At 56.1% G+C, this 23,489-nt stretch carries 20 protein-coding genes and 2 pseudogenes; 8 read left to right on the forward strand and 14 right to left on the reverse strand.

Annotated features, from left to right (window positions below; genetic code table 11):
- Positions 1-112, forward strand: a pseudogene (locus WFM46_RS14825) (hypothetical protein); the annotation flags it as partial.
- Positions 109-606: pseudogene (locus WFM46_RS14830) on the forward strand (MFS transporter); the annotation flags it as partial. The pseudogenes WFM46_RS14825 and WFM46_RS14830, both read left to right, overlap by 4 nt.
- Here WFM46_RS14830 and WFM46_RS14835 read toward each other — a convergent pair.
- Positions 603-1,328: an SDR family oxidoreductase gene (locus WFM46_RS14835; RefSeq protein ID WP_336997927.1), complete on the reverse strand. Its 726-nt coding sequence runs from the start codon at positions 1,326-1,328 to the stop codon at positions 603-605. The pseudogene WFM46_RS14830 and the gene WFM46_RS14835 overlap by 4 nt on opposite strands.
- A gap of 220 nt (positions 1,329-1,548) precedes the next feature.
- Between WFM46_RS14835 and WFM46_RS14840 the strand changes: the two genes are divergently transcribed.
- Genes WFM46_RS14840 through WFM46_RS14850 form a run of 3 tightly spaced genes read left to right on the forward strand, consistent with a single transcriptional unit; the run spans position 1,549 to position 3,056 of the window.
- Positions 1,549-2,010, forward strand: coding sequence for a DUF6130 family protein (locus WFM46_RS14840; protein ID WP_156655021.1), 462 nt, complete (start codon positions 1,549-1,551; stop codon positions 2,008-2,010).
- A gap of 35 nt (positions 2,011-2,045) precedes the next feature.
- On the forward strand, positions 2,046-2,300 hold the full coding sequence (locus WFM46_RS14845; protein ID WP_156655022.1) for a DUF1471 domain-containing protein: 255 nt from the start codon (positions 2,046-2,048) through the stop codon (positions 2,298-2,300).
- A 9-nt stretch (positions 2,301-2,309) separates the two neighbouring features.
- Positions 2,310-3,056, forward strand: a complete 747-nt coding sequence (locus WFM46_RS14850) for an alpha/beta fold hydrolase (protein WP_336997928.1) — start codon at positions 2,310-2,312, stop codon at positions 3,054-3,056.
- A 219-nt stretch (positions 3,057-3,275) separates the two neighbouring features.
- On the opposite strand, the gene WFM46_RS14855 is transcribed toward WFM46_RS14850, so the two are convergent.
- From WFM46_RS14855 to guaB, 3 genes are all read right to left on the reverse strand, one after another.
- Positions 3,276-5,036, reverse strand: a complete 1,761-nt coding sequence (locus tag WFM46_RS14855; RefSeq protein ID WP_336997929.1) for a phage tail protein — start codon at positions 5,034-5,036, stop codon at positions 3,276-3,278.
- Between the two features lie 719 nt (positions 5,037-5,755).
- Entirely contained in the window at positions 5,756-7,333 is a 1,578-nt protein-coding gene (guaA, locus tag WFM46_RS14860) for a glutamine-hydrolyzing GMP synthase (RefSeq protein ID WP_250585189.1), read from the reverse strand.
- Positions 7,334-7,396: 63 nt separating this feature from the next.
- On the reverse strand, positions 7,397-8,863 hold the full coding sequence (gene guaB / locus WFM46_RS14865) for an IMP dehydrogenase (RefSeq protein WP_156239545.1): 1,467 nt from the start codon (positions 8,861-8,863) through the stop codon (positions 7,397-7,399).
- Between the two features lie 159 nt (positions 8,864-9,022).
- On the opposite strand from guaB, the gene xseA reads away from it, so the two are divergent.
- Positions 9,023-10,396, forward strand: coding sequence for an exodeoxyribonuclease VII large subunit (gene xseA / locus WFM46_RS14870; RefSeq protein WP_156655024.1), 1,374 nt, complete (start codon positions 9,023-9,025; stop codon positions 10,394-10,396).
- 5 nt (positions 10,397-10,401) lie between these two features.
- Here xseA and WFM46_RS14875 read toward each other — a convergent pair whose 3' ends face one another.
- Positions 10,402-11,532 (reverse strand): MFS transporter, encoded by a 1,131-nt coding sequence (locus WFM46_RS14875; RefSeq protein ID WP_336997930.1) that lies wholly within the window; start codon positions 11,530-11,532, stop codon positions 10,402-10,404.
- A 155-nt stretch (positions 11,533-11,687) separates the two neighbouring features.
- On the opposite strand from WFM46_RS14875, the gene WFM46_RS14880 reads away from it, so the two are divergent.
- Together WFM46_RS14880 and WFM46_RS14885 are read left to right on the forward strand one after the other, a co-directional pair.
- A complete protein-coding gene (locus WFM46_RS14880) occupies positions 11,688-12,707 on the forward strand; it encodes a M4 family metallopeptidase (protein ID WP_156655026.1) in 1,020 nt (339 codons plus the stop codon).
- Positions 12,708-13,058 carry a protealysin inhibitor emfourin gene (locus tag WFM46_RS14885; RefSeq protein WP_336997931.1) on the forward strand — a complete coding sequence of 117 codons (351 nt, stop codon included), beginning with the start codon at positions 12,708-12,710 and terminating at the stop codon, positions 13,056-13,058. It begins immediately after the preceding gene.
- Here WFM46_RS14885 and WFM46_RS14890 read toward each other — a convergent pair.
- The 9 genes from WFM46_RS14890 to rodZ all read right to left on the reverse strand — a co-directional run bounded on the left by WFM46_RS14890 (position 13,055) and on the right by rodZ (position 23,210).
- Positions 13,055-13,276 (reverse strand): zinc ribbon domain-containing protein, encoded by a 222-nt coding sequence (locus WFM46_RS14890; protein ID WP_214422266.1) that lies wholly within the window; start codon positions 13,274-13,276, stop codon positions 13,055-13,057. The two genes, WFM46_RS14885 and WFM46_RS14890, sit on opposite strands and share 4 nt — an antisense overlap.
- A 52-nt stretch (positions 13,277-13,328) precedes the next feature.
- Entirely contained in the window at positions 13,329-14,366 is a 1,038-nt protein-coding gene (locus WFM46_RS14895; protein ID WP_336997932.1) for a Gfo/Idh/MocA family oxidoreductase, read from the reverse strand.
- Between the two features lie 61 nt (positions 14,367-14,427).
- Complete coding sequence (locus WFM46_RS14900; RefSeq protein ID WP_180210860.1) at positions 14,428-15,981, reverse strand: oligopeptide:H+ symporter; 1,554 nt, start codon at positions 15,979-15,981, stop codon at positions 14,428-14,430.
- A gap of 300 nt (positions 15,982-16,281) precedes the next feature.
- Complete coding sequence (gene der, locus WFM46_RS14905; RefSeq protein ID WP_103181122.1) at positions 16,282-17,754, reverse strand: ribosome biogenesis GTPase Der; 1,473 nt, start codon at positions 17,752-17,754, stop codon at positions 16,282-16,284.
- Between the two features lie 110 nt (positions 17,755-17,864).
- A complete protein-coding gene (gene bamB / locus WFM46_RS14910; RefSeq protein ID WP_103180706.1) occupies positions 17,865-19,043 on the reverse strand; it encodes an outer membrane protein assembly factor BamB in 1,179 nt (392 codons plus the stop codon).
- A gap of 10 nt (positions 19,044-19,053) precedes the next feature.
- Positions 19,054-19,674, reverse strand: coding sequence for a YfgM family protein (locus WFM46_RS14915; RefSeq protein WP_103180707.1), 621 nt, complete (start codon positions 19,672-19,674; stop codon positions 19,054-19,056).
- 13 nt (positions 19,675-19,687) lie between these two features.
- A complete protein-coding gene (hisS, locus tag WFM46_RS14920; protein WP_336997933.1) occupies positions 19,688-20,962 on the reverse strand; it encodes a histidine--tRNA ligase in 1,275 nt (424 codons plus the stop codon).
- A gap of 91 nt (positions 20,963-21,053) precedes the next feature.
- Entirely contained in the window at positions 21,054-22,172 is a 1,119-nt protein-coding gene (ispG, locus tag WFM46_RS14925) for a flavodoxin-dependent (E)-4-hydroxy-3-methylbut-2-enyl-diphosphate synthase (RefSeq protein WP_103824628.1), read from the reverse strand.
- Between the two features lie 30 nt (positions 22,173-22,202).
- The gene (gene rodZ, locus WFM46_RS14930; RefSeq protein WP_103180710.1) at positions 22,203-23,210 is read right to left on the reverse strand and encodes a cytoskeleton protein RodZ; all 1,008 of its coding nucleotides are present in this window, start codon (positions 23,208-23,210) and stop codon (positions 22,203-22,205) included.
- Positions 23,211-23,489: the final 279 nt, after the last annotated feature.

A 23,489-nucleotide genomic window follows, 5' to 3' on the forward strand; every position in this document is an offset into this window, starting at 1 on the left:
CGATGCGTTTCAGGAAGTGGACACCTACGGCATCTCTATCCCCATCACCAAGCACAACTATTTAGTGCGCGATATCAGCGAATTACCGCAGGTTATCAGCGATGCGTTCCGATATTTATCGCCAGCGTCGGGCTGCCGGTTGCCGTCGGCATGTTATGGGGAATTGGGCAGACCGGGGCGCGGTTCCTGGAGGTGGTGGCCGGAGCGGGACTGACTCCGCTGAGCCTGACCCTGCTCACCGCCCTTGCCATGCCGGTCTGCTTTATGCTCGGCTTGAGCAGTACGCTTTTCCTCTGGTCAGCCGCCGGTTTTGTGCTGGGCTATGGGGCGATTAACGGCCTGGTGACCATCGTCAAAGCTACGCTGCCGTTGCAGCTGTTTGCTCCTGAAGAGTACGCCAGACGCACCGGGGTGCTGCTGATCCCGGCCCAACTGATGGCGGCGGCTTCTCCGCTGGCCTATGCGTGGCTGAACCGGGCTTTAGGAACGATTGGGGCGATGTGGCTGTCGTGGGGGCTGACGCTGGTGATTGCCGGGCTGGCGGTGGCGATGGTGAAGGGACAGGCCGCGCGTGGGGGCCAGGGCATCCCTGCCCTGAGTGACTAAAGAACAAATCCGCCGTCGATGGTCAGGCTTGCCCCGGTCATGTAGCCGGATGACGCCCCGGCAAGCCAGGCCGCCAGCGAGGCGATTTCGTCCGGCTCGCCCATTCTTTGCAACGGAATGCTACCAATGATCTGCTCCGCCATCCCGGCGGTCATATCGGTGGCGATGGGCCCTGGCTGGATGTTGTTAATGGTGATGCGCCGTGGCGCCAGATCCAGGGCGAGGTTCTGCACCATCGATGCCACCGCCGCTTTGCTCATGGCATAAACGCTGCTGCCCGCATGCCCGGTACGCACGGCGGTATTGCTGCCGATGGTGATAATTCTCCCCCCTTCCGTCATCGGCTTCACCGCCGCCTGAATGGCAAGGAAGACACCGCGTACGTTGACCGACAGCGTGGCGTCCAGATCCGCCAGGGCATACTCCTCAATCGTTCCAAGGCGAAGCACACCCGCGTTCACCACCGCGACATCCAGCCTGCCGTAGCGGCGCAGCGTCGTATCCACTGCCGCCTGGATTGCTGCCGCATCTGCGCTGTCGGCTTCAATGGCTATCGCCTGGCCGTCCTGACGCGCAATGGTTGATACCAGCGCCTGCGCCCGGTCCGGACGGGATACCCATGTAATGGCAACCCGATAGCCCTCGCGTGCCAGTCGCGCCGCAATGGCCGCTCCGATCCCGCGTGCTCCGCCGAAAATCAACGCTACTTTTTCGTGATTCATGATGGTCGTTCTCCTGTTGGCTTGAGCACCCAGCCGGGTGCCTCTGCAGACACCCTGCCAGCAGAATCTCCCCTGCGCATGCGCGGAATGTATCGCACTGTATCCCCGCCCCCCTGCTTACGCAGCCATACAAAAAAGCCGCCCACAGCAAACAGACCTGATACATAAAAATGGTTTTCTGTACCTGTCGTCACTGATTACCTGAAGAGGAGATACCCGGATGATGCATCGAAATGTCCTGCTCACGCTGTTCGCCTTGTCATCAGGCTGTACCTGGGCCGCACCGTTAAGCGGGCTTAGTGCGGCGGAGGTGAATGGCCCTGCTGCCGTAGCACCGCTCGAACAGCCCCAGCCACCGGCAAAATTGATTGTGGATCCGCCGCTGGCGGGCCCGCTGAGTAAAGGCGCGGTCTTTATTCAATACCGCGCAGAGAACATGCGCATTGAACCGGTGTTCGGGCCTGAGGCGTTGAAAGTGACGCCGCGCATCGGCCATATCCACGTCATCGTGGATGACAATCCCTGGCACTGGGCCGACGCCAGCGGTGAACCGATCATTCTGGTGGGGCTACCCGCAGGTCATCACAAGGTGACCCTTATTCTCGCCGACCCAACTCATAAACCTGTTGATCGTAAAACCATTGAATTCACCGTGCCGCCGCATGCCGCGATTATGCACTGAACGCAACCCCTGACTTATTTTTGAGGATTTAAACCATGAAAACATTACTGATTGCTGTCCTGACCTTCACTGCCGCAATGACCTCTTCCGCTTTCGCCGCCCAGGAAATTAACCAGCCTCAGGGAGAGCAAAAGATCGGCACCGTTTCCGACAGCAGCGGTGCGACGTCGCTGGCGGATCTGGAGGCAAAACTGCAGGCCAAAGCCGATAAAGCGGGCGCCAGCGCATTTCGTATTACCTCCGCCGGGGGGAACAACACCCTGTCTGGCACCGCAGATATTTATCGCTGAGGCGTAACCATGAAAAAAGTGTCTATCCATACCGTTGCGGTGGGCCTGCTGCTGGCCGCCGCCAGCGGCTCCGCGCTGGCGAATAATAAAACCGTCGTTCTGGTGCACGGCGCGTTTGCCGACGGCAGCAGCTGGAACCGCGTGATCGACAAGCTGCAACGCCAGCATACCGAGGTCATCGCCGTTCAGCTGCCGCTCACCTCGCTGAAAGAGGATGTCGCCGCAACCCAGCGCGCCATCGCCCGGGCCCACGGGGATGTGGTGCTGGTAGGCCACTCCTGGGGCGGCACGGTGATAAGCGAGGCGGGTAACGATGCGCGGGTCAAAGCGCTGGTTTACGTGGCGGCGTTTGCCCCGGACTCGGGCAAGTCGACGGCGGATCTGGCGGGGAGCTACTCTGCCCCACCGGGCAGCGCAGGCATCGCCAAAACCGCGGACGGTTTTCTCTATTTGCCGGGCAAATCGGTACGTCAGGATTTTGCGCCGGACATTAAGGCTGATGAGCAAAACAGGCTCATCGCCACTCAGGGCCCGATCCGTGCGGATGCCTTTGCGGAAAAGGTCACGCATGCAGCCTGGCACGATAAGCCGAGCTGGTATGTGGTCAGCAAGAGTGACCGGATGATCAACCCGGATCTGGAGCGGGCAATGGCGAAGGCGATTGATGCGAAAACCAGCGAGGTGGCGGCAAGCCATGTGTCGATGGTGAGTCAACCGGAGGAGATTGTCCGGGTGATTGAGCAAGCGGTGAAATGAGACCGGTGAAAAAAAGCCCGCACGATAAACTGCCTCTTTGAGTGGGACAGTTTATGTTAAGCGGCTTTCAGGTCCGCATCCCAGCCCACCTGAGTTTCTTATTGCGGTTGTCGGTTTTTTTCGTATTGAACGAGAAGAACAATTTTTATAACAGTGCAGTATCGTAAATACGTGTAAAAAAGTGAGTAATGGCGGGAAAATTCCCGCCATGCTTTTTGATTAGGCAAGTCTGGTAAATATGCCACTTCCAGCCGCTGTAAAGTCCTCACCCGCACAGCCAATCACAATCACCTTAGCTCCCACTCCTGATACACCAGGCGCCGTCAGGTTGTGTTGCGTAGTATCTCTCGATAATTCACACGCATCAAAAACGATGTTCATTGGCGCAATGCCTCCATTATCAACCATAAACATGGGTGTAGGCACGACAGGATTTTGCTGATCGATGGCCAGGTAACCAGTAACTTTAAGCGAAGGTCTCAATAAGGGGTTATTAAATCCTAATACTCTAATTTGGCCGCCCTTAACAAATTCAGTAGCACAGTTAACCATGCTAATACAGAAAGGATCTGTAAAATCGAACGCATAGCTAATCGTTTCTCCAGTCATCGGGCCGCACTCCTCAACAGTACAGTCAATCATCGTACTATATTGTAAGCGTTGTATTGAAAAACCGAACTGATACCCTCTGCATTGGACAATACGCATATCCATACTGGTACCGGAGTTGTACATAATCCCATTTCGATAGTCAGAAATATCAATACCGATAAATCCGTAGCCATTGTATTGAACCGCTGACACCATTTCCATTATTCCTGAAAAAGTGTTGTAAGCTTTAATACCCGTTCGTCCACCTTCAATACTAACCTGGCGGATAACTGCTGAGGCAACTTTACCCATGAACAATCCATAAGCTGGACTTATAGAGCCTACGTTATTAGCATTTAAACCCAAACGCCTGAACATACACCCTATTAAGGTTACGTGAACAGCAAAGCTTTCCATGCTGAAATCAGCTAAATCCCACTGATCGGGAACAAAACCAACAAGTGCGTCAACAGAAAGTTGCGTAACACCATTTTTTTTAAATTCAAAAATATCATTAGTTGTTTTATAAAAAACAGTGCTTTCCGCTTTCCCGTGGCCTCGTATCCCCATATTATTATAAAGAGGAACCATCTGGCTGGTATTTATGCGCCCAGCAGGTGCATTCAATATGATATGGTTAGCACGCGCGTAATTGGTCGCCAAGGTTATTGCTGCCGCATTATCAGTAACGCCATCCGCTTTTACTCCCCAGAAACACATGTCATAATCTGAGAAGTTAATACGACGCCACCAGATACTACCAGAATCAGGCTTAATAACGATCCCCCCATCATCAATAACAGCATTTACAGAATTATCAAACGACTGGAAAAAACCACCACCAACGTGCTCTTCCGCATGACTAACGCTTGCAGAAGACGCTACATAGACAATCATATCAACGGTTGAGGGAATTGTACCGCGCAATTCCGCAATATTAAACAAGCTCCCAATATTATCGAAACCTGCTAATGAATTAATTTTCAGTTCTGCATAAGATGGATTTACCGGGTTACTCGGTGTTTCCACAGCATATCCTGACTCCGGTAAACCTGTTGCAAGATGCCCCATATCTCCCACCGCAGGGTCGTTATTTACTTTCGCTGATTTACTTTCGTTTATACCTTTTGTTAATTTTATCTCTCGCATTATGACGATACGCCAGCCATTTGCCGGGGGACTGGAGAGCACAACAGTGCCTCCGGCATACTCCCCCACATCTGTTACATTATAATCACTATCAAGAAGCAGCTCAGTGGTAATTCCATTTAGATCGACAACTGAAACGACCAGGTCTGTTTTTTGAAAAATTTGGAAAGTATACGAAAATGAAGAACAGGTCCCATCGCATGAATAATCGTTGCGGTCAACTACGTTTGAAACTGTCATTGCAGTTCTCCAGTAAAGCAGCGCCCGTTGCGCGTGCATCCCTTGCGGATATTATCACCTGAAAAACATTTATCGATTAGATTCATTGTGATATTTATCAAATATTATCAACCAAGTAATATTAATCAGATTACCGAGAAATAATACACCCTATACCAATACAGTGTCTGTATGTAAATATGAGGTACAACATCATTTTTCTTGTCTGGGCAGCAAGAATTCTGTTCAATCCGTTCGCATTACCTTAAGACCACAAACGCCATAAATTTTTAAATGACATCACTTCTGAAAATGGCAAACATATTCACAGCAATATATAATTTACTCCTTATTGATTTCCCCACCGAATGCATCGCCACATTTTAAACAATTGCTGATGATTCTTAAATTTCTTAGTCACCTTTATCGCCAATGATATTTATTACATTAAAAGAACAGCAAAAAATCACAATGATAATTAATTTATAAATACCATAACCGATACTCCTCTGTCAGGTCGAATATATAGGCTAGATTTTTTTCGAATGCGGAATTCAGGTAATAATACCGACATTCAATACATACAGGAAAGTTTTTCTGGAGTGGATAATAACGTCATCTGTACCGACGATAAATATAACATAGCGAATAGATATGAGTAGTTATAAATAAAAACCCTCTGTGAAAACAGAGGGTTGGTCATACGGAATAAATATAATGTATTATGAACTAGCTATACATCATTCCCACTCGATCGTCGCCGGTGGCTTACCACTGATGTCATACACCACGCGGGAAATACCGTTCACTTCGTTGATAATACGGTTGGATACGCGGCCCAGGAAGTCATACGGCAGGTGCGCCCAGTGGGCAGTCATAAAGTCGATGGTCTCCACCGCACGCAGGGAGACAACCCAGTCATACTTACGGCCATCGCCCATTACGCCTACAGAGCGAACCGGCAGGAAGACGGTGAACGCCTGACTTACCTTGTTGTACAGGTCAGCTTTGTGCAGCTCTTCGATGAAGATCGCGTCCGCACGACGCAGCAGGTCGCAGTACTCTTTCTTCACTTCGCCCAGCACGCGCACGCCCAGACCCGGCCCCGGGAACGGATGACGGTAGAGCATGTCATACGGCAGACCCAGTTCCAGACCGATCTTACGCACTTCGTCTTTGAACAGCTCGCGCAGCGGCTCAACCAGACCCATCTTCATCTCTTTCGGCAGGCCGCCCACGTTGTGGTGAGATTTGATGACGTGTGCTTTACCGGTGGCGGATGCCGCGGATTCGATCACGTCAGGGTAGATGGTGCCCTGCGCCAGCCACTTCACATCTTCCAGCTTCAGCGCTTCTTCATCGAACACTTCAACGAAGACGCGGCCAATGATTTTACGTTTGGCTTCCGGATCGTTTTCACCCGCCAGCGCGTCGAGGAAGCGCTGCTCGCCTTCCACGTGAACGATGTTCAGACCGAAGTGGTCGCCGAACATGTCCATCACCTGCTGGGCTTCGTTCAGGCGCAGCAGACCGTTGTCGACGAAGACGCAGGTCAGGTTTTTGCCGATGGCGCGGTGCAGCAGCATCGCGGTCACGGAGGAGTCAACGCCGCCGGACAGACCGAGGATCACTTTGTCGTCACCCACCTGCTGGCGGATACGCTCCACGGCGTCGTCGATGATTTTTGCTGGCGTCCACAGCGCTTCACACTGGCAGATGTCGATGACAAAACGCTCCAGCATGCGCAGGCCCTGACGGGTGTGGGTCACTTCCGGGTGGAACTGCACGCCGTAGAAGCGCTTCTCTTCGTTCGCCATGATGGCAAACGGGCAGCTCTCGGTGCTGGCAACGGTCACGAAGTCGGACGGGATAGCGGTGACTTTGTCGCCGTGACTCATCCAGACGTCGAGCAGCGCTTTGCCGTCGGCGGTCAGGGAGTCTTCGATACCGCGGATCAGGGCGCTGTCGGTCTGTACTTCAACCTGTGCATAGCCGAACTCACGTTCGTTGGAGCCTTCTACATGGCCACCCAGCTGCATCGCCATGGTCTGCATGCCGTAGCAGACGCCGAACACCGGCACACCGGCTTCGAACACATACTGCGGCGCGCGCGGGCTGTTATCTTCGGTGGTGCTTTCCGGGCCGCCAGAGAGAATGATACCGCTTGGGTTGAATTCGCGAATCTGTGCTTCCGTGACATCCCACGCCCACAGTTCACAGTAAACGCCCAGCTCACGTACGCGACGTGCCACCAGCTGAGTGTACTGCGAACCGAAATCCAGAATGAGAATGCGATGTTTATGAATATTTTCCGTCATTGACGCTAATTCCGAGGCAAGTGAAACAAAATCGCCCGGCTTATAGCCGGGCGTGGAAATTTATCAGGAGCCCATGCGGTAGTTCGGGGACTCTTTGGTGATGGTCACGTCGTGAACGTGACTTTCCTGGATACCCGCACCGCTGATACGCACAAATTCCGCTTTGGTACGTAACAGGTCGATAGTACCACAGCCGGTCAGGCCCATACAGGAGCGCAGGCCGCCCATCTGCTGGTGGATGATCTCTTTCAGGTAGCCTTTATAGGCCACGCGACCTTCGATACCTTCCGGCACCAGTTTGTCAGCAGCGTTGTCGGTCTGGAAGTAGCGGTCGGAGGAGCCTTTGGACATCGCGCCCAGAGAGCCCATTCCGCGGTAAGATTTATAAGAACGGCCCTGGAACAGTTCGATTTCGCCCGGAGACTCTTCGGTACCGGCCAGCATGGAGCCCACCATTACCGCTGCCGCACCGGCCGCGATCGCTTTCGCGATATCACCAGAGAAACGGATACCGCCGTCAGCGATAACCGGAATGCCGGTACCTTCCAGCGCTTCTACCGCGTCGGATACCGCAGTGATCTGCGGAACGCCCACGCCGGTCACGATACGGGTGGTACAGATGGAGCCAGGGCCGATACCCACTTTCACTGCGCTACAGCCCGCTTCAGCCAGGGCACGCGCGCCCGCGCCGGTTGCCACGTTACCGCCGATGATCTGCAGGTCAGGATATTTTGCACGGGTCTCACGAATACGCTGGAGAACGCCTTCGGAGTGGCCATGAGAGGAGTCGATCAGCAGCACGTCAACGCCCGCCGCAACCAGTGCGTCAACACGCTCTTCGTTGCCCGCACCCGCGCCCACCGCCGCGCCAACGCGCAGACGGCCATGCTCATCTTTACAGGCGTTCGGTTTACGTTCTGCTTTCTGGAAGTCTTTAACGGTGATCATGCCGCGCAGGTGGAAGCTGTCGTCCACAACCAGCGCTTTTTCAACGCGTTTTTCGTGCATTTTTGCGAAGACCACGTCGCGGGATTCACCTTCACGCACGGTGACCAGACGCTCTTTCGGGGTCATGTAAACGCTGACCGGCTGGTTCAGGTCGGTGACGAAACGCACGTCACGGCCAGTGATGATGCCCACCAGTTCGTTATCGGAGGTGACAACCGGATAGCCTGCAAAACCATTACGCTCGGTCAGCGCTTTCACTTCGTGCAGGGTGGTGGTTGGCAGAACGGTTTGTGGGTCGGTAACGATGCCAGATTCATGTTTCTTCACGCGGCGAACTTCTTCCGCCTGACGCTCGATAGACATGTTTTTATGAATAAAGCCAATGCCGCCTTCCTGAGCCAGGGCGATAGCCAGGCGCGCTTCCGTCACGGTGTCCATTGCCGCGGAGAGCATAGGAATGTTCAGGCGAATGGTCTTGGTTAACTGCGTGCTGAGGTCGGCAGTATTCGGCAGAACGGTGGAATGAGCGGGAACGAGGAGGACGTCGTCAAACGTCAGTGCTTCTTTAGCGATACGTAGCATGGGCAATATCTCTGACCTGGGTGGTTAAATATTGCCGTGGCATTATACAGAGCGTAACCGATTGCATCCACACTTTTTTATAAATAATGCTTGCGATTGCCTCTTATCAGGTTACTATCGACTGAATAACCTGCTGATTTAGAATTTGATCCCGCTCACATGTTATCCTCCCAGTCCCCCTCAATTTATACTGTTAGCCGCCTGAATCAGACGGTCCGCTTGCTGCTTGAGCAGGAAATAGGCCAGGTGTGGATCAGCGGAGAGATCTCCAATTTCACCCAGCCGGCGTCCGGTCACTGGTACTTCACCCTGAAGGACAATACCGCTCAGGTGCGCTGCGCGATGTTCCGCAACAGCAACCGCCGGGTGACCTTCCGTCCGCAGCACGGGCAGCAGGTGTTGGTTCGCGCCAGTATTACCCTGTACGAGCCGCGCGGTGATTATCAGATTATCGTTGAGAGCATGCAGCCTGCGGGGGAAGGGCTTCTTCAGCAGAAATATGAGCAGCTGAAAGCCGCGCTTTCCGCAGAAGGGCTGTTCGATCAGCAGTACAAACAACCGCTCCCCTCCCCCGCCCACTGCGTGGGGGTGATCACCTCGAAAACCGGCGCCGCGCTGCATGACATTCTGCACGTCCTGAAACGCCGCGACCCCTCCCTGCCGGTGGTTATCTATCCGACCGCGGTACAGGGCGATGATGCGCCGGGTCAAATTGTCCGTGCCATTGCGCTTGCTAACGCCCGTCAGGAGTGTGATGTGCTGATTGTCGGGCGCGGCGGCGGCTCGCTGGAGGATCTCTGGAGCTTTAATGACGAACGGGTGGCGCGGGCGATTTTTGCCAGCCGGATCCCGGTAGTCAGCGCCGTCGGGCACGAAACTGACGTCACTATCGCCGATTTTGTTGCTGACCTTCGGGCCCCCACACCGTCCGCTGCGGCAGAGATGGTGAGCCGTAACCAGCTCGAGCTGCTGCGCCAGCTGCAAAACGGCCAGCAACGGCTGGAGATGGCGATGGACTATTTCCTCGCCAACCGCACCCGACGCTTTACCCAGCTTCATCATCGTCTGCAACAGCAGCACCCGCAGCTGCGCCTGGCGCGCCAGCAAACCGTGCTGGAACGTCTGCGCCAGCGGATGAACGTGGCGGTGGATAGTCAGCTTAAACGGGCGGTGCAACGCCAGCAGCGCGTTACCCAGCGCCTGAACCAGCACAACCCGCAGCCGCGTATTTACCGCGCGCAAACCCGCATTCAGCAGCTGGAGTATCGCCTTGCGGAGAATCTGCGTGCCCGCCTGAGCAGCACCCGCGAGCGTTTTGGTAATGCGGTCACCCACCTGGAAGCCGTCAGCCCGCTCTCAACCCTGGCGCGCGGCTACAGCGTGACCACGGCAACCGACGGCAAAGTGCTGAAGCAGACGAAACAGGTTAAAGCGGGGGATGTGCTTACTACCCGCCTGTCAGACGGCTGGGTGGAAAGCGAAGTGAAAGGCGTGACGCCGGCCAGGAAAACCCGCGCCCGCAAAAAGGCCTGACGCGGTTAATTCCGGGGGGCGGGACTCACCATCACCATCGCCAGCGATAACGCGGAGAAGGCCAGCAGCGCCCACGCCGCGCCGACAAATCCATACAGCTGGCCAAAGAGCACCGAGCCGATAATCTGCCCGACCGCCAGCATCAGGAAGGCAACGCTGACCCCGGCCGCAGGCGAAGGCTCCGCGACCCGCGCCCCCTGAACCAGCAGCACGCCGGATAAAATCACATACCCCGCCCCGCTCATCGCCACTACCGGCACCAGCCACCAGGCAAAGCCCTTGCTGAAGGCCAGGGCAATCAGCGACCCCGCCATAAAGATCTGCGATCCGCGATAAACCCCGCGCATGCCGATGCGTTTCGCCAGGCTGCCGGTAAAAACGGCGGCCACCCCAGCCCCGCCGCTCACCAGCCACAGGATGTTGGTGGCGGTGTCCTCCAGCCCGGTATGGCGCTGTAAAAGCTCAGGGCCGAAGCTCCACCAGGCGGCGCTGGCGATGCCGCTGACCAGCGCAATAGCGGAGAGCCGAATCATCCCCGGTTTATGCATCAGGCTGCGCCAGCCCGGGGTCGTTTCGCCCGCCCTTCCCGCGCGGGGCAGATAGCGCCAGACGGGAAGAAGAGAGGCTAACGCCAGCAGGGCAAAGATCGCGCAGGCAACCCGCCAGCCTCCCGGCACAAAAAACAGCACCGGCACCGACAGAATGATGCCGCCGCTGGTCCCGGCATTGATAATGGTGTTCACCTGAGTTTGCCGCTCGGGGTTAACCCCGATGCTTACGGCCCCTGCCAGGGCGGGAGACGCCAGCCCCGAACTCAGGCCAGCAATGAACAGTCCCGCGGCCAGCACCGGCGGCGAAGGGGCGAACGCCAGAATCAGCAGCCCGGCCGCCGCCGTTAAGGCCGCCAGAACCGCCGGCAAGCGCGGCCCGAAGCGCTCAGTGAGAGACGAGGCGAAAAAAACCGACAGGCAATAGGCCCCGTAGCTGCAGGCGGCAATCAGGCCCGCGGCCTGCGGCGAGAAAGGGATAGCCTGCCGGATATCCGGCAGCATGATGCCCCATGAAAAGCGCGCCATCCCATAGGTGATAGCGATCAAGGTAAATCCTGTGATGGCCAGAGCCAGGTTTTTCTTCATGCCGTTCCTCGCGTTGGGTCGTTAAAACCTAAACCCTGCGCGCCGGGTGCGCCACTTTTTCGCCCCGCGATTTGTCCGACTTGCCTGCCGTTTTGCTGCGATGGCATACACTTAAGCTGTTGCTTTTTTCGGCATTGCCATAACAGGAGAGACGCATGACCCGAATCTATAGTGTGATCCCGCCCTATATCCTTCGCCGTATTATTGAGAGCGGCTCTGAGCCGCAGCAGCGCTGCGCTCGCCAGACCCTGACCCATGTCCAGACGCTGATGGCCCACATGCCGGGTAAACCTGTCGCACCGCACGTGAACAGACCCGGGCAGTTGGAGCGGGACATTTACGACGCCAGGCAGACCCAGGAGCTGCCGGGCACCCAGGTGCGCTATGAGGGGCAGCGCTCTAACGGCGACGTGGCGGTGGACGAAGCCTATGATTATCTGGGCATCACCCATGATTTTTTCTGGAAAAACTATCAGCGTGACTCCCTTGATAACAAAGGGCTAATCCTCACCGGTACCGTGCATTATGGCCGGGAGTATCAGAACGCCTTCTGGAACGGGCAACAGATGGTCTTTGGCGACGGGGACGGTGAGATTTTTAACCGCTTTACCATCGCCATCGACGTGGTCGCCCACGAGCTGAGCCACGGCGTCACCGAGACCGAAGCCGGGCTTATCTACTTTGAACAGTCCGGGGCGCTGAACGAGTCGTTATCTGACGTTTTTGGTGCGCTGGTGAAGCAGTATCATCTTAAGCAAACCGCCGATAAGGCCGACTGGCTGATTGGCGAAGGCCTGCTGGCAGAGGGCGTTAACGGCAAGGCTCTGCGTTCCATGTCCGAGCCGGGCAGCGCCTACGACGATCCACTGCTGGGCAAAGATCCGCAGCCGGGGCATATGGATGATTTCATTAAAACCCGTGAGGACAATGGCGGCGTTCATCTGAACTCCGGCATCCCTAACCGCGCCTTTTACCTGGCGGCCACCGCCATTGGGGGCTATGCCTGGGAAAAGGCTGGCTACGCCTGGTACGATACGGTGTGCGATCGCAACCTGGCGCAGGACGCAGATTTTGCCGCCTTTGCACGGCTGACCATCTATCACGGAGAGAAACGCGCCGGCGGCGACGTGGCGGCAGCCATTGAACAGGCCTGGAAGAGCACAGGAGTACTGTAAATGCAGATCCCGGAACTGACGGATGACGCCGTGGTTGAGCTGGCCCGCGAGGGCGGCGTCGCTTTTATTCCTAAGCTGAGCGGCCTGCGGCGTATCGCCCTCTCGGAACTGAACGAGCAGCAGCGCCAGCGGGTGGTAGCGATCCTCGACCAGGCGCTGAACCTTGGCCAGCCGCCCGGCCAGGCGTCATCACCGGGGCGCGGGGATCAGCGCTATTTTCGCATCCAGATCGTCTGGACCCGGCACAACCAGGCGCAGTATAGCGACGTGATCCTGCTGGTGCCGGAACAGGAAGCCCCGCCCTCGCTGGTGGATTTGTGGCGTAAAGGCGAAGACTGCGTCTGCGATTAAGCGCCGGGCAGGACGAACTCAACGCGCTTTTTCGAGATCAGGCCATGGCCGTTCTGGCAGAAATAGTCCACCGCACCGCAGGCTTTTAACACCTCGAGCGGCTTATGGCACTCCGGGCAGCGCGCTTCCAGGGCAATATCCTGGTTGCAGTATTCACAATGCGCCACGCCGTTTTGCGGTTCAATCTCCGCATGGCAATCCGGGCAGGTAATCGACATGATGACTCCTTGAAAGGATATTCAGTACGCTGTTGATTTTAACACGATGCGCTCAGTGGGGGCCACGTAGCTGTTGCTGTAATGTCAGCAGGCATGTTACTTCCTCCAGCCGACGTTGCGTTGTGCGGCTCACCTCCTGCGGGGCACGTTCAAACAGGCTCTGCTCCCCCAGGATATGCTCCGCCAGACAGTGGGCGTAAATCGTGCCGCCAAAACGCCAGCTCTGAACAACCTGCCCCTTATCAATGAGCTCCAGTACATCTTCCGCTCCGCGCCGGTCGTGGCTGAGGATACGGCCGTCACGCAGATAGAGCCGCAGCCCTTTTTGCCCGCCGCTCGGCCCCGCATATTTGTTGAGCCAGATATCCACCGGCACGCCGCTAATCTGCCCCTGAAGATGCGCCTCGCCTTCCGCAGTGGTCAGGTCGCCTTTAGCGATATCGCACCCCAGCCGATCTCTGGCGGTCACCACCTGCAAGGCCAGATCGCCATTGCCGCCCAGATAGCGCACCGTTTCGCGCATCATCGCCAGCACGTGTGTGCCGATATCGAGGATCACCCCATCCGGGTGGCGAAGCGTCCGGGTATCCGGCTCGCCGGTGGCAAAGTTAAGCGCGACAGGCTCCCCCGCCGCGTTAAACCCGCTCGGCTCCTGCAAAAAGCCCTCGATCCTGACGATTTCAGAGAAGGAGCCGATCAGCCCCAGACGTACCAGATGAATGCGCGCCATCCAGTGATCGAGCGCCAGCACCCGGGAGGCCGCCTCCGGCCTCGCCAGCAGCGATATCAGTTTTTCAGCCTGGGCAAGCGTGGCGACAATCGGTTTTTCGACCACAATCCTCGGTATGGAGGAGGCCAGCGCCTGCTCAAGCACATCCAGATGGTGTAGTGATGAGGTGGTGATAAAAAGCGTATCGAGGGGACGGGCAAGGAGGTCGTCGAGCGCAGGAGATCGGGTGATGCCTGCAAGGGTCTTTGCGGGCTGGATATCAAACCCCAGAGAGTGGAGTGAATCACCAAAGGTATTTTGTAGTGCGGGCAGGTAGGCGGTTTCAACCACCGCGCCAAGCCCGACAAATCCAATCTGCATCTGTTACCTCTTTCGTTGCATTGCCGGGGCGTAACCCCGCCCCGGCCAGGAAAGGTCAGATTCAGGCGTTGGTTACGGGTTTCGGCTCACTTTTCGTTTGCGCATTTTCCAGCATACGACGCACCGGAACAATGAGCACCGTCAGAACAGCGGCACAAATCAGCAGGGCAATGGAGCAGCGCGCGAAGAGGTCCGGCAGCATATCCAGCTGGTCGGCCTTCACGTGCCCGCCAATCAGGCCCGCCGCCAGGTTGCCCAGCGCGCTGGCGCAGAACCACAGCCCCATCATCTGACCGCGCATTCTTTCCGGGGCCAGCAGGGTCATGGTCGCCAGACCAATCGGGCTCAGGCACAGTTCACCGAGGGTCAGCATCAGAATACTGCCCACCAGCCAGAACGGGGAGACACCCGCCCCACCGCTACTGAGGACATTCTGCGCCGCCAGCATCATCAGGCCAAAGCCCCCTGCCGCGCACAGAATACCGATCACGAACTTGGTGATGCTGCTCGGACGAATATTGTTTTGCGCCAGTTTAGGCCAGGCCCAGCTAAAGACCGGCGCCAGCAGAATAATAAACAGGGCATTAATTGACTGGAACCACACGGCCGGGATTTCAAAATCGCCGATCATGCGATTGGTGTAGTCGTTCGCAAACAGGTTGAACGAGGTCGGCTTTTGCTCGAACGCAGACCAGAAGAAGGCCGCAGAGACCAGCAGAATAAAGCAGACCAGCAGTCTGGCGCGCTCTTTCCGGTTCAGGCCGGCAAAGGCAAACAGCCAGATGAAGTAGAGCGCCACAGAGGCGGCAATCACATACACCAGCACGCTGGCCACGGCGACCGGGTTAATGACAATCACGCCCTGAGCAATCAGGGTAACAATAATCGCAATACCCACTGCCAGTGCCAGCAGCCAGCCGCCGACACCGTTTTTCTTCGCAACCGGGCTGTTCCAGGTGGAGTCCAGCCCCACTTCACTGTCGTAGCGTTTCATGGCCGGTACGGCAAACAGGCGGAAGATGACCAGCGCCACCAGCATCCCGATGCCGCCGATACCAAAGCCCCAGTGCCAGCCGTGGGATTTAATCAACCAGCCGGAGATCAGCGGTGCGATAAACGACCCCATGTTGATGCCCATATAGAACAGCGAGAAGCCGCCGTCACGACGCGCATCGCCTTTCTTATACAGGGTGCCGACCATTACCGAGATACAGGTTTTAAACAGGCCCGAACCAAGGACAATAAACATCAGGCCGATAAAGAACAGGTTGTTACCCATCACCGCCGACAGCGCAATCGACAGGTGGCCGAGCGCAATCAGAATCGAACCGTACCAGACCGCTCTTTGCTGGCCGAGCCAGTTATCCGCCAGCCAGCCGCCCGGCAGCGCGGCCAGGTACATGGTTCCGGCGAAGATACCGACGATAGCGGAGGCATTTTCACGCGCCAGCCCCATGCCGCCATCATAGACGGTGGCCGCCATAAAGAGGATCAGCAGCGGACGAATACCGTAAAACGAGAAGCGCTCCCACATCTCCGTAAAGAAGAGCGCGCCGAGCGGATAAGGATGGCCGAAGAAAGTTCGGCTTTCGTTTTTATTAACAGAGGATTGCATAATTCTCCCGAGATGATGTGTCGTCGTACTTGTTAGCACCGGAAATCAGCCGCCCCGTTAGCATTCGGGTGGCTTTTTTACATCCGGCGAAATGTTATTTAACCATTTGATAACCTGAAGCAACTTTTGTCCAGCCCCCACCCCACCCTCAAAAGATGAAAGTTCGACAATCGTCTTATTTCTTAGATTTTATGTTGGATAAACATGAATAGTGATTGACATCACATCAATAATTATTCGTTCCTGTCAGGCATAAAAAAACCCGCGACAGGCGCGGGTTTTTTGGCAGAGCAGCAAAGATTATTTGCTTTTCTTGATGTGTTTAATCAAACGCTTACGTTTACGCATCTGGTTCGGCGTCAGGGTGTTGCGTTTGTTAGCAAACGGGTTATCCCCTTCCTTGAACTGGATACGGATCGGCGTACCCATTACGTCCAGCGATTTGCGGAAGTAGTTCATCAGGTAACGTTTGTAAGAATCGGGCAGATCCTTCACCTGGTTACCGTGAATAACCACGATCGGTGGGTTATAACCACCGGCGTGCGCATACTTCAGCTTCACGCGACGACCACGCACCAGCGGTGGCTGGTGGTCTTCTGCCGCCATGGTCATGATGCGGGTCAGCATCGCGGTACCGACACGGCGGGTAGAGCTGTCGTAGGCTTCGCGTACGGATTCAAACAGGTTGCCGACGCCGCTACCGTGCAGGGCAGAGATGAAATGCACACGAGCAAAGTCGATAAAGCCCAGACGGAAGTCGAGGGTCTCTTTCACCTGCTCACGCACTTCATTGCTCAGGCCATCCCACTTGTTGACGACGATAACGAGTGAGCGCCCACTGTTGAGGATAAAGCCGAGCAGGGAGAGATCCTGATCGGAGATACCTTCACGGGCATCGATAACCAGCATCACCACGTTGGCATCTTCAATCGCCTGCAGGGTTTTGATTACCGAGAATTTTTCCACTACATCGGTGATTTTGCCGCGCTTACGCACGCCCGCGGTATCGATCAGCACATATTCACGCTCGTCGCGCTGCATCGGGATGTAGATGCTGTCACGGGTCGTGCCCGGCATGTCGTAGACCACCACGCGGTCTTCACCGAGAATACGGTTAGTAAGCGTTGACTTACCGACGTTTGGACGGCCCACAATCGCCAGCTTGATCGGCAGATCCTGTGGATTGAAGTCGTCTTCAGGCTCTTCTTCGCCCTCTTCGCTCTCTTCAAACTGCGCCCAGTATTCCGCGTCTTCATCCACCTCTTCTGGCGGGTTGATCTCATCAACAAACGGCAGCAGCGCGGTTTCCAGCAGGCTGGTCACGCCACGACCGTGAGAGGCGGCGATCGGGTAGATATCACCCAGGCCTAATGACCAGAAATCGGCCATCGCCTGGTCGGCATCGATGCCGTCGGTTTTGTTCGCCACCAGGAACGTTGCTTTTTCACGCGAGCGCAGGTGCTTGGCAATAGCCGAGTCGGCAGGCATCAGGCCCGCACGCGCATCGACCATAAACAGCACGATGTCGGCCTCTTCGATCGCCAGCAGGGATTGCTCCGCCATGCGGGTTTCCACGCCGTCCTCTGTACCGTCGATACCACCGGTATCGATACAGATAAACTCACGACCTTCCACTTCTGCACGACCGTACTTACGGTCACGCGTGAGCCCCGGGAAATCCGCAACCAGCGCATCACGGGTGCGTGTTAAACGGTTAAAAAGAGTGGATTTTCCAACGTTCGGGCGCCCGACAAGCGCGACCACAGGTACCATGTTTAAAGCCTCATAAAATTCGATATCACGTCGCATTTGCGGCGTTTTTTAAAAAATCAAAACGGCCCCTGAAGCAACAGGAGCCGTTGAGTATACTACAACCGCGGTGATTAACGCGTGATCGCGTACAGCGTGCCGTCTTTTGCCTGGATCAGCAGTTTACCGTCAACCGATACCGGCTCGGTCAGGAAGCCGGAACTGTCGACCTTCTCCTGCGCGACAAAACGACCGTTGCTCGGATCGATCCAGTGCATATAGCCTTCGCTATCACCCACCACCAGGCTGCCGTTATAGAGTGCCGGCGCGGTCAGCAGACGGTGCAGCAGATCGCTTTGCGTCCACAGCGTCACGCCGCCTTCAGTGCTCAGGGCCAGCACGCGATCGTTCTGATCGACCAGGTAGATGCGGTTGCCGTCAACGATGAAATCGTTCACCGAGCCCAGCTCACGTTTCCACATGATTTGCCCACTACGCAGATCCATCGCGGTCAGGTTGCCGTTATAGGCCAGCGCATACACAACGCCATTCACGATAACCGGCGTGGTATCGACGTCGCTCAGACGGTCGATTTCGGTCGGACCGGTAGCCTGAGAGATACGCTGCTGCCAGATCAGCTGACCTTGCTGCATCAGTACGGCGCTAACGCGACCGTTATCACCGCCGACAATGGCGGCGCCAAACGCGGTAGCCGGAGCCGATTCGCCGCGCAGGGAGAGCGCAGGCATATCCAGGTTCACGGTCCATTTCACCGCGCCGTCAGTTTCATTCAGCGCCTGCAGCTGACCGTTTGCGGTATGCACCAGCACCATGCCGTCGCTGACGACCGGACGAGAGAGCGATTCGCCCGCCACGCGGGTCTGCCAGGCAATGGAGCCATCGCTGGCGTTAAGAGCATAGACCTGTGCCTTCTCGCTGCCGATATAGACATGGCCACCGGCGACCGTTACACCGCCGGAGAGCAGCGCAGGCGTGCGTGACAGCCAGCCGCTTTTTTCTGCGAGGTTAACCGACCACACTTCTTTGCCGTCGTCGGCATTCAGGGCTTTCACCGTGCCTTTACGGTCAGCCGCATAGACAACGCCGTCCGCAGAAGCCGGATGCAGGTTAGAGTAGAAATCACCAATCCCGTCGCCCACGGAGGTGCTCCAGGCGGTAGAAGGTTCAAACTGGTTTTCAACCGTCGGCAGTGGCGACATGGTCACGACATCTTCTTCACCGCTGAACAGTGAACAGCCGCTCAATAACGTAACGGAAAGCAGTCCTGGCAGAAGTAATTTACGCAATTGCATCGGGTCCCTCTCAGACGGACAAATTATTTATTTTCATCTGCAGCATTTCGCTCAGCGCTGGCGAAGCGTTGCTTTTCACGCCCGCTTCCCACGCGCTGCGCGCGCCCTGTTTGTCACCTTTGCTCAGCAATGCTTCGCCACGCAGGTCGGCAACAATGGCGGCGTAACCTTCACCTTTAACGCTGTCCAGCGTTTTCAGCGCGTCGTCAGTTTTTTTCTGCTGAACCTGAATACGGGCGAGACGCAGGTTGATAACCGCTTTCAGATTATCGTCGCTTGCTGATGCCAGACCCTGCTGCAGCTGGGCTGCCGCTTTGTCCAGTTCATTCTTATCAACAAACTGCTGAGCCACTTCCAGGGAAGCCAGCGCACCGTAGGTGTTTTTGTTGTCTGCGGCAAATTTCTCTGCCGCCGCCAGCGTTTGTGGCTGATCGGCGCGGATTGCGCTAACGGTATTTTCATACTGTAAGGAAGAACCACGGGCAGAGTCGACCTGATGATTGTTCCAGTAACGCCAGCCCACCAGGGCGCCCACACCTAAAATGACCCCAACAGCCAGGGCTTTGCCGTTTTCAGCAAAGAAGCGTTTCAGTGCATCAACCTGGTCGTTTTCGTTCTCGTAAATTTCCACGCAGTCCTTCTCCTTAGCCCAGTAGAGTGCGCAAGTGCGCCGCAACGCCGTCCTGCGTTGCCGTTGTTTGCTCACCAGAGCGCAGATCTTTCACTACCACTTCGCCGTTAGCCACTTCTGACTCGCCAAGTACCAGTGCGATACGCGCGCCCCACTTATCGGCACGGGCGAACTGTTTTTTAAAGTTGCCGCCGCCGTGGTTGGTCATCAGCTTAGCCTCCGGGAGCGCATCGCGCACGCGTTCGGCAAGCTGCATTGCCGCAGACTGCGTTTCCGCGCCTGAGGCTACCAGGTATATATCGACAACAGGATCGGCTTTAAATTCCGGATTAACTGCCTGAACTAACAAAACAAGTCGCTCAAGGCCCATGGCGAAGCCAACAGCAGGTGCAGGGCGACCGCCTAACTGCTCAACCAGACCGTCATAACGGCCACCGGCACAGACAGTCCCCTGGGAACCCAGGCTGGTAGTGACCCACTCAAAGACGGTGCGGTTATAGTAATCCAGGCCACGTACCAGGCGCTGGTTAACCGTATAGGTAATACCGGCAGCTTCCAGCAGTTTGCACAGACCAGCAAAGTGTTCGCGGGAGTCGTCATCCAGGTAATCACCCAGCGCAGGCGCATCGTTCAGCAGCGCCTGCACGTCCGGGTTCTTGGAGTCCAGCACGCGCAGCGGGTTGCTGTACATACGACGTTTGCAGTCTTCGTCCAGCTTCTCTTTGTGCAGTTCCAGGAAGGCCACCAGCGCATCGCGGTAGTTCGCGCGCGCTTCAAGAGAACCGATAGAGTTCAGCTCCAGCGTAACATGTTCGGCGATGCCCAGCGCACGCCACCAGCGCGCGGTAAGCATGATCAGCTCAGCGTCGATATCCGGACCCTGCAGGCCAAAGGCTTCGACACCCAGCTGGTTAAACTGGCGGTAGCGACCCTTCTGCGGACGTTCGTGGCGGAACATCGGGCCGATATACCACAGGCGTTGCTCCTGATTGTACAGGAGACCATGCTCGATGCCGGCGCGAACACAGCCCGCCGTACCTTCCGGACGTAAAGTCAGGCTGTCGCCGTTACGATCCTCAAAGGTATACATCTCTTTTTCAACCACATCGGTCACTTCGCCGATAGCGCGCTTGAATAACGGGGTCTGCTCTACAATCGGCAAACGGATTTCGCTGTAACCGTAGCTGCCGAGCACCTGCTTCAGGGTGCCTTCAATGCGCTGCCAGATGGCGGTCTCGGCAGGCAGATAATCGTTCATGCCGCGAATGGCTTGAATATTCTTTGCCACGTTTGTTCTCTTTCTATAGACAAAAATGAACCCTGGGGTTCATAACCGAAGGGTTCAATCATACACAGGAAGCATACCGCTTCCCATCACGTTATTTTTCGACCTGGTGCACGCTGATGCGCTGCGCTTCATCAAGCATGGTCGCTTTGGCGCGGATTCGGGCTTCAAGCTGATCGATCATGTCGCTATTATCCAGACGATCTTTGCGAACGCCATCTTCATAGAGACCACTTTTCTTGTTGCCGCCCGTTACACCAAGCGTTGACACCAGCGCTTCACCCGGACCGTTTACCACGCAGCCGATAATCGAGACATCCATTGGGGTGATGATATCTTCCAGACGCTGCTCAAGGGCATTCACGGTACCGATGACATCAAACTCCTGACGCGAACAGGTCGGGCAGGCGATAAAGTTGATGCCACGGGAGCGGATACGCAGGGATTTCAGAATATCGAAACCGACTTTGATCTCTTCGACCGGATCGGCGGCCAGCGAGACGCGCAGGGTATCGCCAATGCCTTCGTTCAGCAGCAGGCCGAGGCCAATGGCTGACTTCACCGCCCCACTGCGCGCGCCACCGGCTTCGGTGATCCCCAGGTGCAGCGGCTGATCGATCTGCTTCGCCAGCAGACGATAGGATTCAACGGCAAGGAAAACATCAGAGGCTTTCACGCTGACTTTGAATTGATCGAAGTTCAGGCGATCGAGATGATCCACATGACGCATGGCCGATTCCAGCAGCGCCTGCGGCGTCGGTTCGCCATACTTTTCCTGCAGATCTTTTTCCAGAGAACCGGCGTTCACGCCGATACGGATGGGGATGTTTTTATCGCGGGCGCAATCCACCACCGCACGAATACGCTCTTCGCTGCCGATATTGCCGGGGTTGATACGCAGACAATCGACACCGTATTCCGCCACTTTCAGCGCGATGCGGTAATCGAAGTGAATATCGGCAACCAGCGGAACAGAGACCTGCTGCTTGATGAGTTTGAATGCTTCTGCCGCATCCATCGTTGGCACGGAAACGCGAACAATGTCCGCACCTACGCGTTCTAACGCTTTGATCTGATTGACCGTCGCTTCCACATCCGTGGTGCGGGTGTTGGTCATCGACTGAACGGCGATGGGCGCACCATCGCCGATTGGCACATTTCCGACGTAAATACGTTTCGATTTTCTACGTGGAATAGGAGCCTGGTTATGCATGAAAAATCTCCCGTGTTGCCTGTCCGTTACTTACTGTGCTGCTGATTGTTCGGCATTTACGGTCAGACGCGCAACCTGGTTAGTTCTGATAAAACGGCTCAGATCGACAGGTTTACCCTGGAACTGGATCTGGACCGCAGCCGGAGCACCAATCTTGAGTTTGTACGGCGCCTGGCCTGTCAGGTTTAAATTACCGTCTTTACGCTGCAGACCGCTGAACAGCTTTTTGCCCGTCGCATCGGTCACTTCCAGCCAGCAGTCGGCGGTGAAGTTCATCACCAGCGCGTTCGGGTCAACAGGTGCTGCCGACACGCCTGCCGGATCGGCAGGTAAGGTCTGAGTGGCATCCGCCGTCGCTGCAGGTGCGGTTGCAGGCGCAGTCTCGACGTTAGCCTGAGAAGGCGACACCACCGCATTGTCTGCCGGTGCCTGCGCCGTCTGATCCGCGGCTGGCGCAGCAGTTTGCGCCGTTGCCATATCCTGAGTGCCGGTTGCTGGCGTCTGTGAATCGCTGGCGCTTGCAGAGGCGTCGGTATTCAGCGGGATGCTCTGGGCACCATCGCCCGCTGAGTTATTGAGCTCGGCGGAAGTTTGATCGGCCATGGTGGTGATCTCTTCCTGCTGCGCTTTATGGTTCTGCCACCACCACGCGCCCGTCAGGCCGATGACCACAAACAGCACCAGCCAGGTGAAACTCATCAGCCAGCCATCACGTTTTTTACGGCGTTTGCCCAGCGAAAAACTCTGCATCGGCGCGACTTTCGCCGCTCTGACCGGTGCCTGTTTTTCCATCATTGGCAGCAGTTCGTTTTCAGGGATATGAACCAGTTTCGCATAGGAGCGGATATAACCACGCAGAAACGTTGAAGCAAGATCGGCAGGAGCCTTATCTTCTTCAATATCGCGGACCGTGGAAACCTTCAGACATAAGCGCTCCGCAACGACTTGCTGGCTTAGTCCAAGTTGTTCACGGGCGTTACGAAGACGTACGCCAGTGGAAAGTGCTGCATTTTGGTCGTGAGTGGCTTCAGTATTCATTCGCTACAACTACTGGTACGTGAAAAGTGAGTATCCTGGCGCCGGTGAGTCACAATGCCACCTGCACCGCGAAACTTCTGGTCAGTTAACCTTAATAACCCCGCCCAATGCTGTCAGGTTATCGTTGACAGAGGCGGTCTGGCAGTGAGACTAAACTGTTGTTGCATCGTTACATACTGCCTCAAAGTCATATAAAACGCACCGTAATTATTACCCATATGCCGGCGCAATGACTGTTTATTCGCATCCGTAGCCGCCACGGCGCAATAGACGCGCCGT

Source organism: Leclercia sp. M50 (assembly GCF_037150775.1).
In the GTDB taxonomy this organism is placed as follows: Bacteria; Pseudomonadota; Gammaproteobacteria; order Enterobacterales; family Enterobacteriaceae; genus Enterobacter.

Coding starts and splice junctions, on each gene's coding strand:
- WFM46_RS14850 (WP_336997928.1), top strand. CDS start 2,310: ATGAAAAAAGTGTCTATCCATACCGTTGCGGTGGGCCTGCTGCTGGCC.
- xseA (WP_156655024.1), top strand. CDS start 9,023: ATGTTATCCTCCCAGTCCCCCTCAATTTATACTGTTAGCCGCCTGAAT.
- WFM46_RS14895 (WP_336997932.1), bottom strand. CDS start 14,366: ATGCAGATTGGATTTGTCGGGCTTGGCGCGGTGGTTGAAACCGCCTAC.
- WFM46_RS14880 (WP_156655026.1), top strand. CDS start 11,688: ATGACCCGAATCTATAGTGTGATCCCGCCCTATATCCTTCGCCGTATT.
- WFM46_RS14835 (WP_336997927.1), bottom strand. CDS start 1,328: ATGAATCACGAAAAAGTAGCGTTGATTTTCGGCGGAGCACGCGGGATC.
- WFM46_RS14885 (WP_336997931.1), top strand. CDS start 12,708: ATGCAGATCCCGGAACTGACGGATGACGCCGTGGTTGAGCTGGCCCGC.
- guaB (WP_156239545.1), bottom strand. CDS start 8,863: ATGCTACGTATCGCTAAAGAAGCACTGACGTTTGACGACGTCCTCCTC.
- WFM46_RS14840 (WP_156655021.1), top strand. CDS start 1,549: ATGATGCATCGAAATGTCCTGCTCACGCTGTTCGCCTTGTCATCAGGC.
- WFM46_RS14890 (WP_214422266.1), bottom strand. CDS start 13,276: ATGTCGATTACCTGCCCGGATTGCCATGCGGAGATTGAACCGCAAAAC.
- WFM46_RS14855 (WP_336997929.1), bottom strand. CDS start 5,036: ATGACAGTTTCAAACGTAGTTGACCGCAACGATTATTCATGCGATGGG.
- ispG (WP_103824628.1), bottom strand. CDS start 22,172: ATGCATAACCAGGCTCCTATTCCACGTAGAAAATCGAAACGTATTTAC.
- WFM46_RS14900 (WP_180210860.1), bottom strand. CDS start 15,981: ATGCAATCCTCTGTTAATAAAAACGAAAGCCGAACTTTCTTCGGCCAT.
- guaA (WP_250585189.1), bottom strand. CDS start 7,333: ATGACGGAAAATATTCATAAACATCGCATTCTCATTCTGGATTTCGGT.
- WFM46_RS14845 (WP_156655022.1), top strand. CDS start 2,046: ATGAAAACATTACTGATTGCTGTCCTGACCTTCACTGCCGCAATGACC.
- WFM46_RS14875 (WP_336997930.1), bottom strand. CDS start 11,532: ATGAAGAAAAACCTGGCTCTGGCCATCACAGGATTTACCTTGATCGCT.
- der (WP_103181122.1), bottom strand. CDS start 17,754: ATGGTACCTGTGGTCGCGCTTGTCGGGCGCCCGAACGTTGGAAAATCC.
- bamB (WP_103180706.1), bottom strand. CDS start 19,043: ATGCAATTGCGTAAATTACTTCTGCCAGGACTGCTTTCCGTTACGTTA.
- rodZ (WP_103180710.1), bottom strand. CDS start 23,210: ATGAATACTGAAGCCACTCACGACCAAAATGCAGCACTTTCCACTGGC.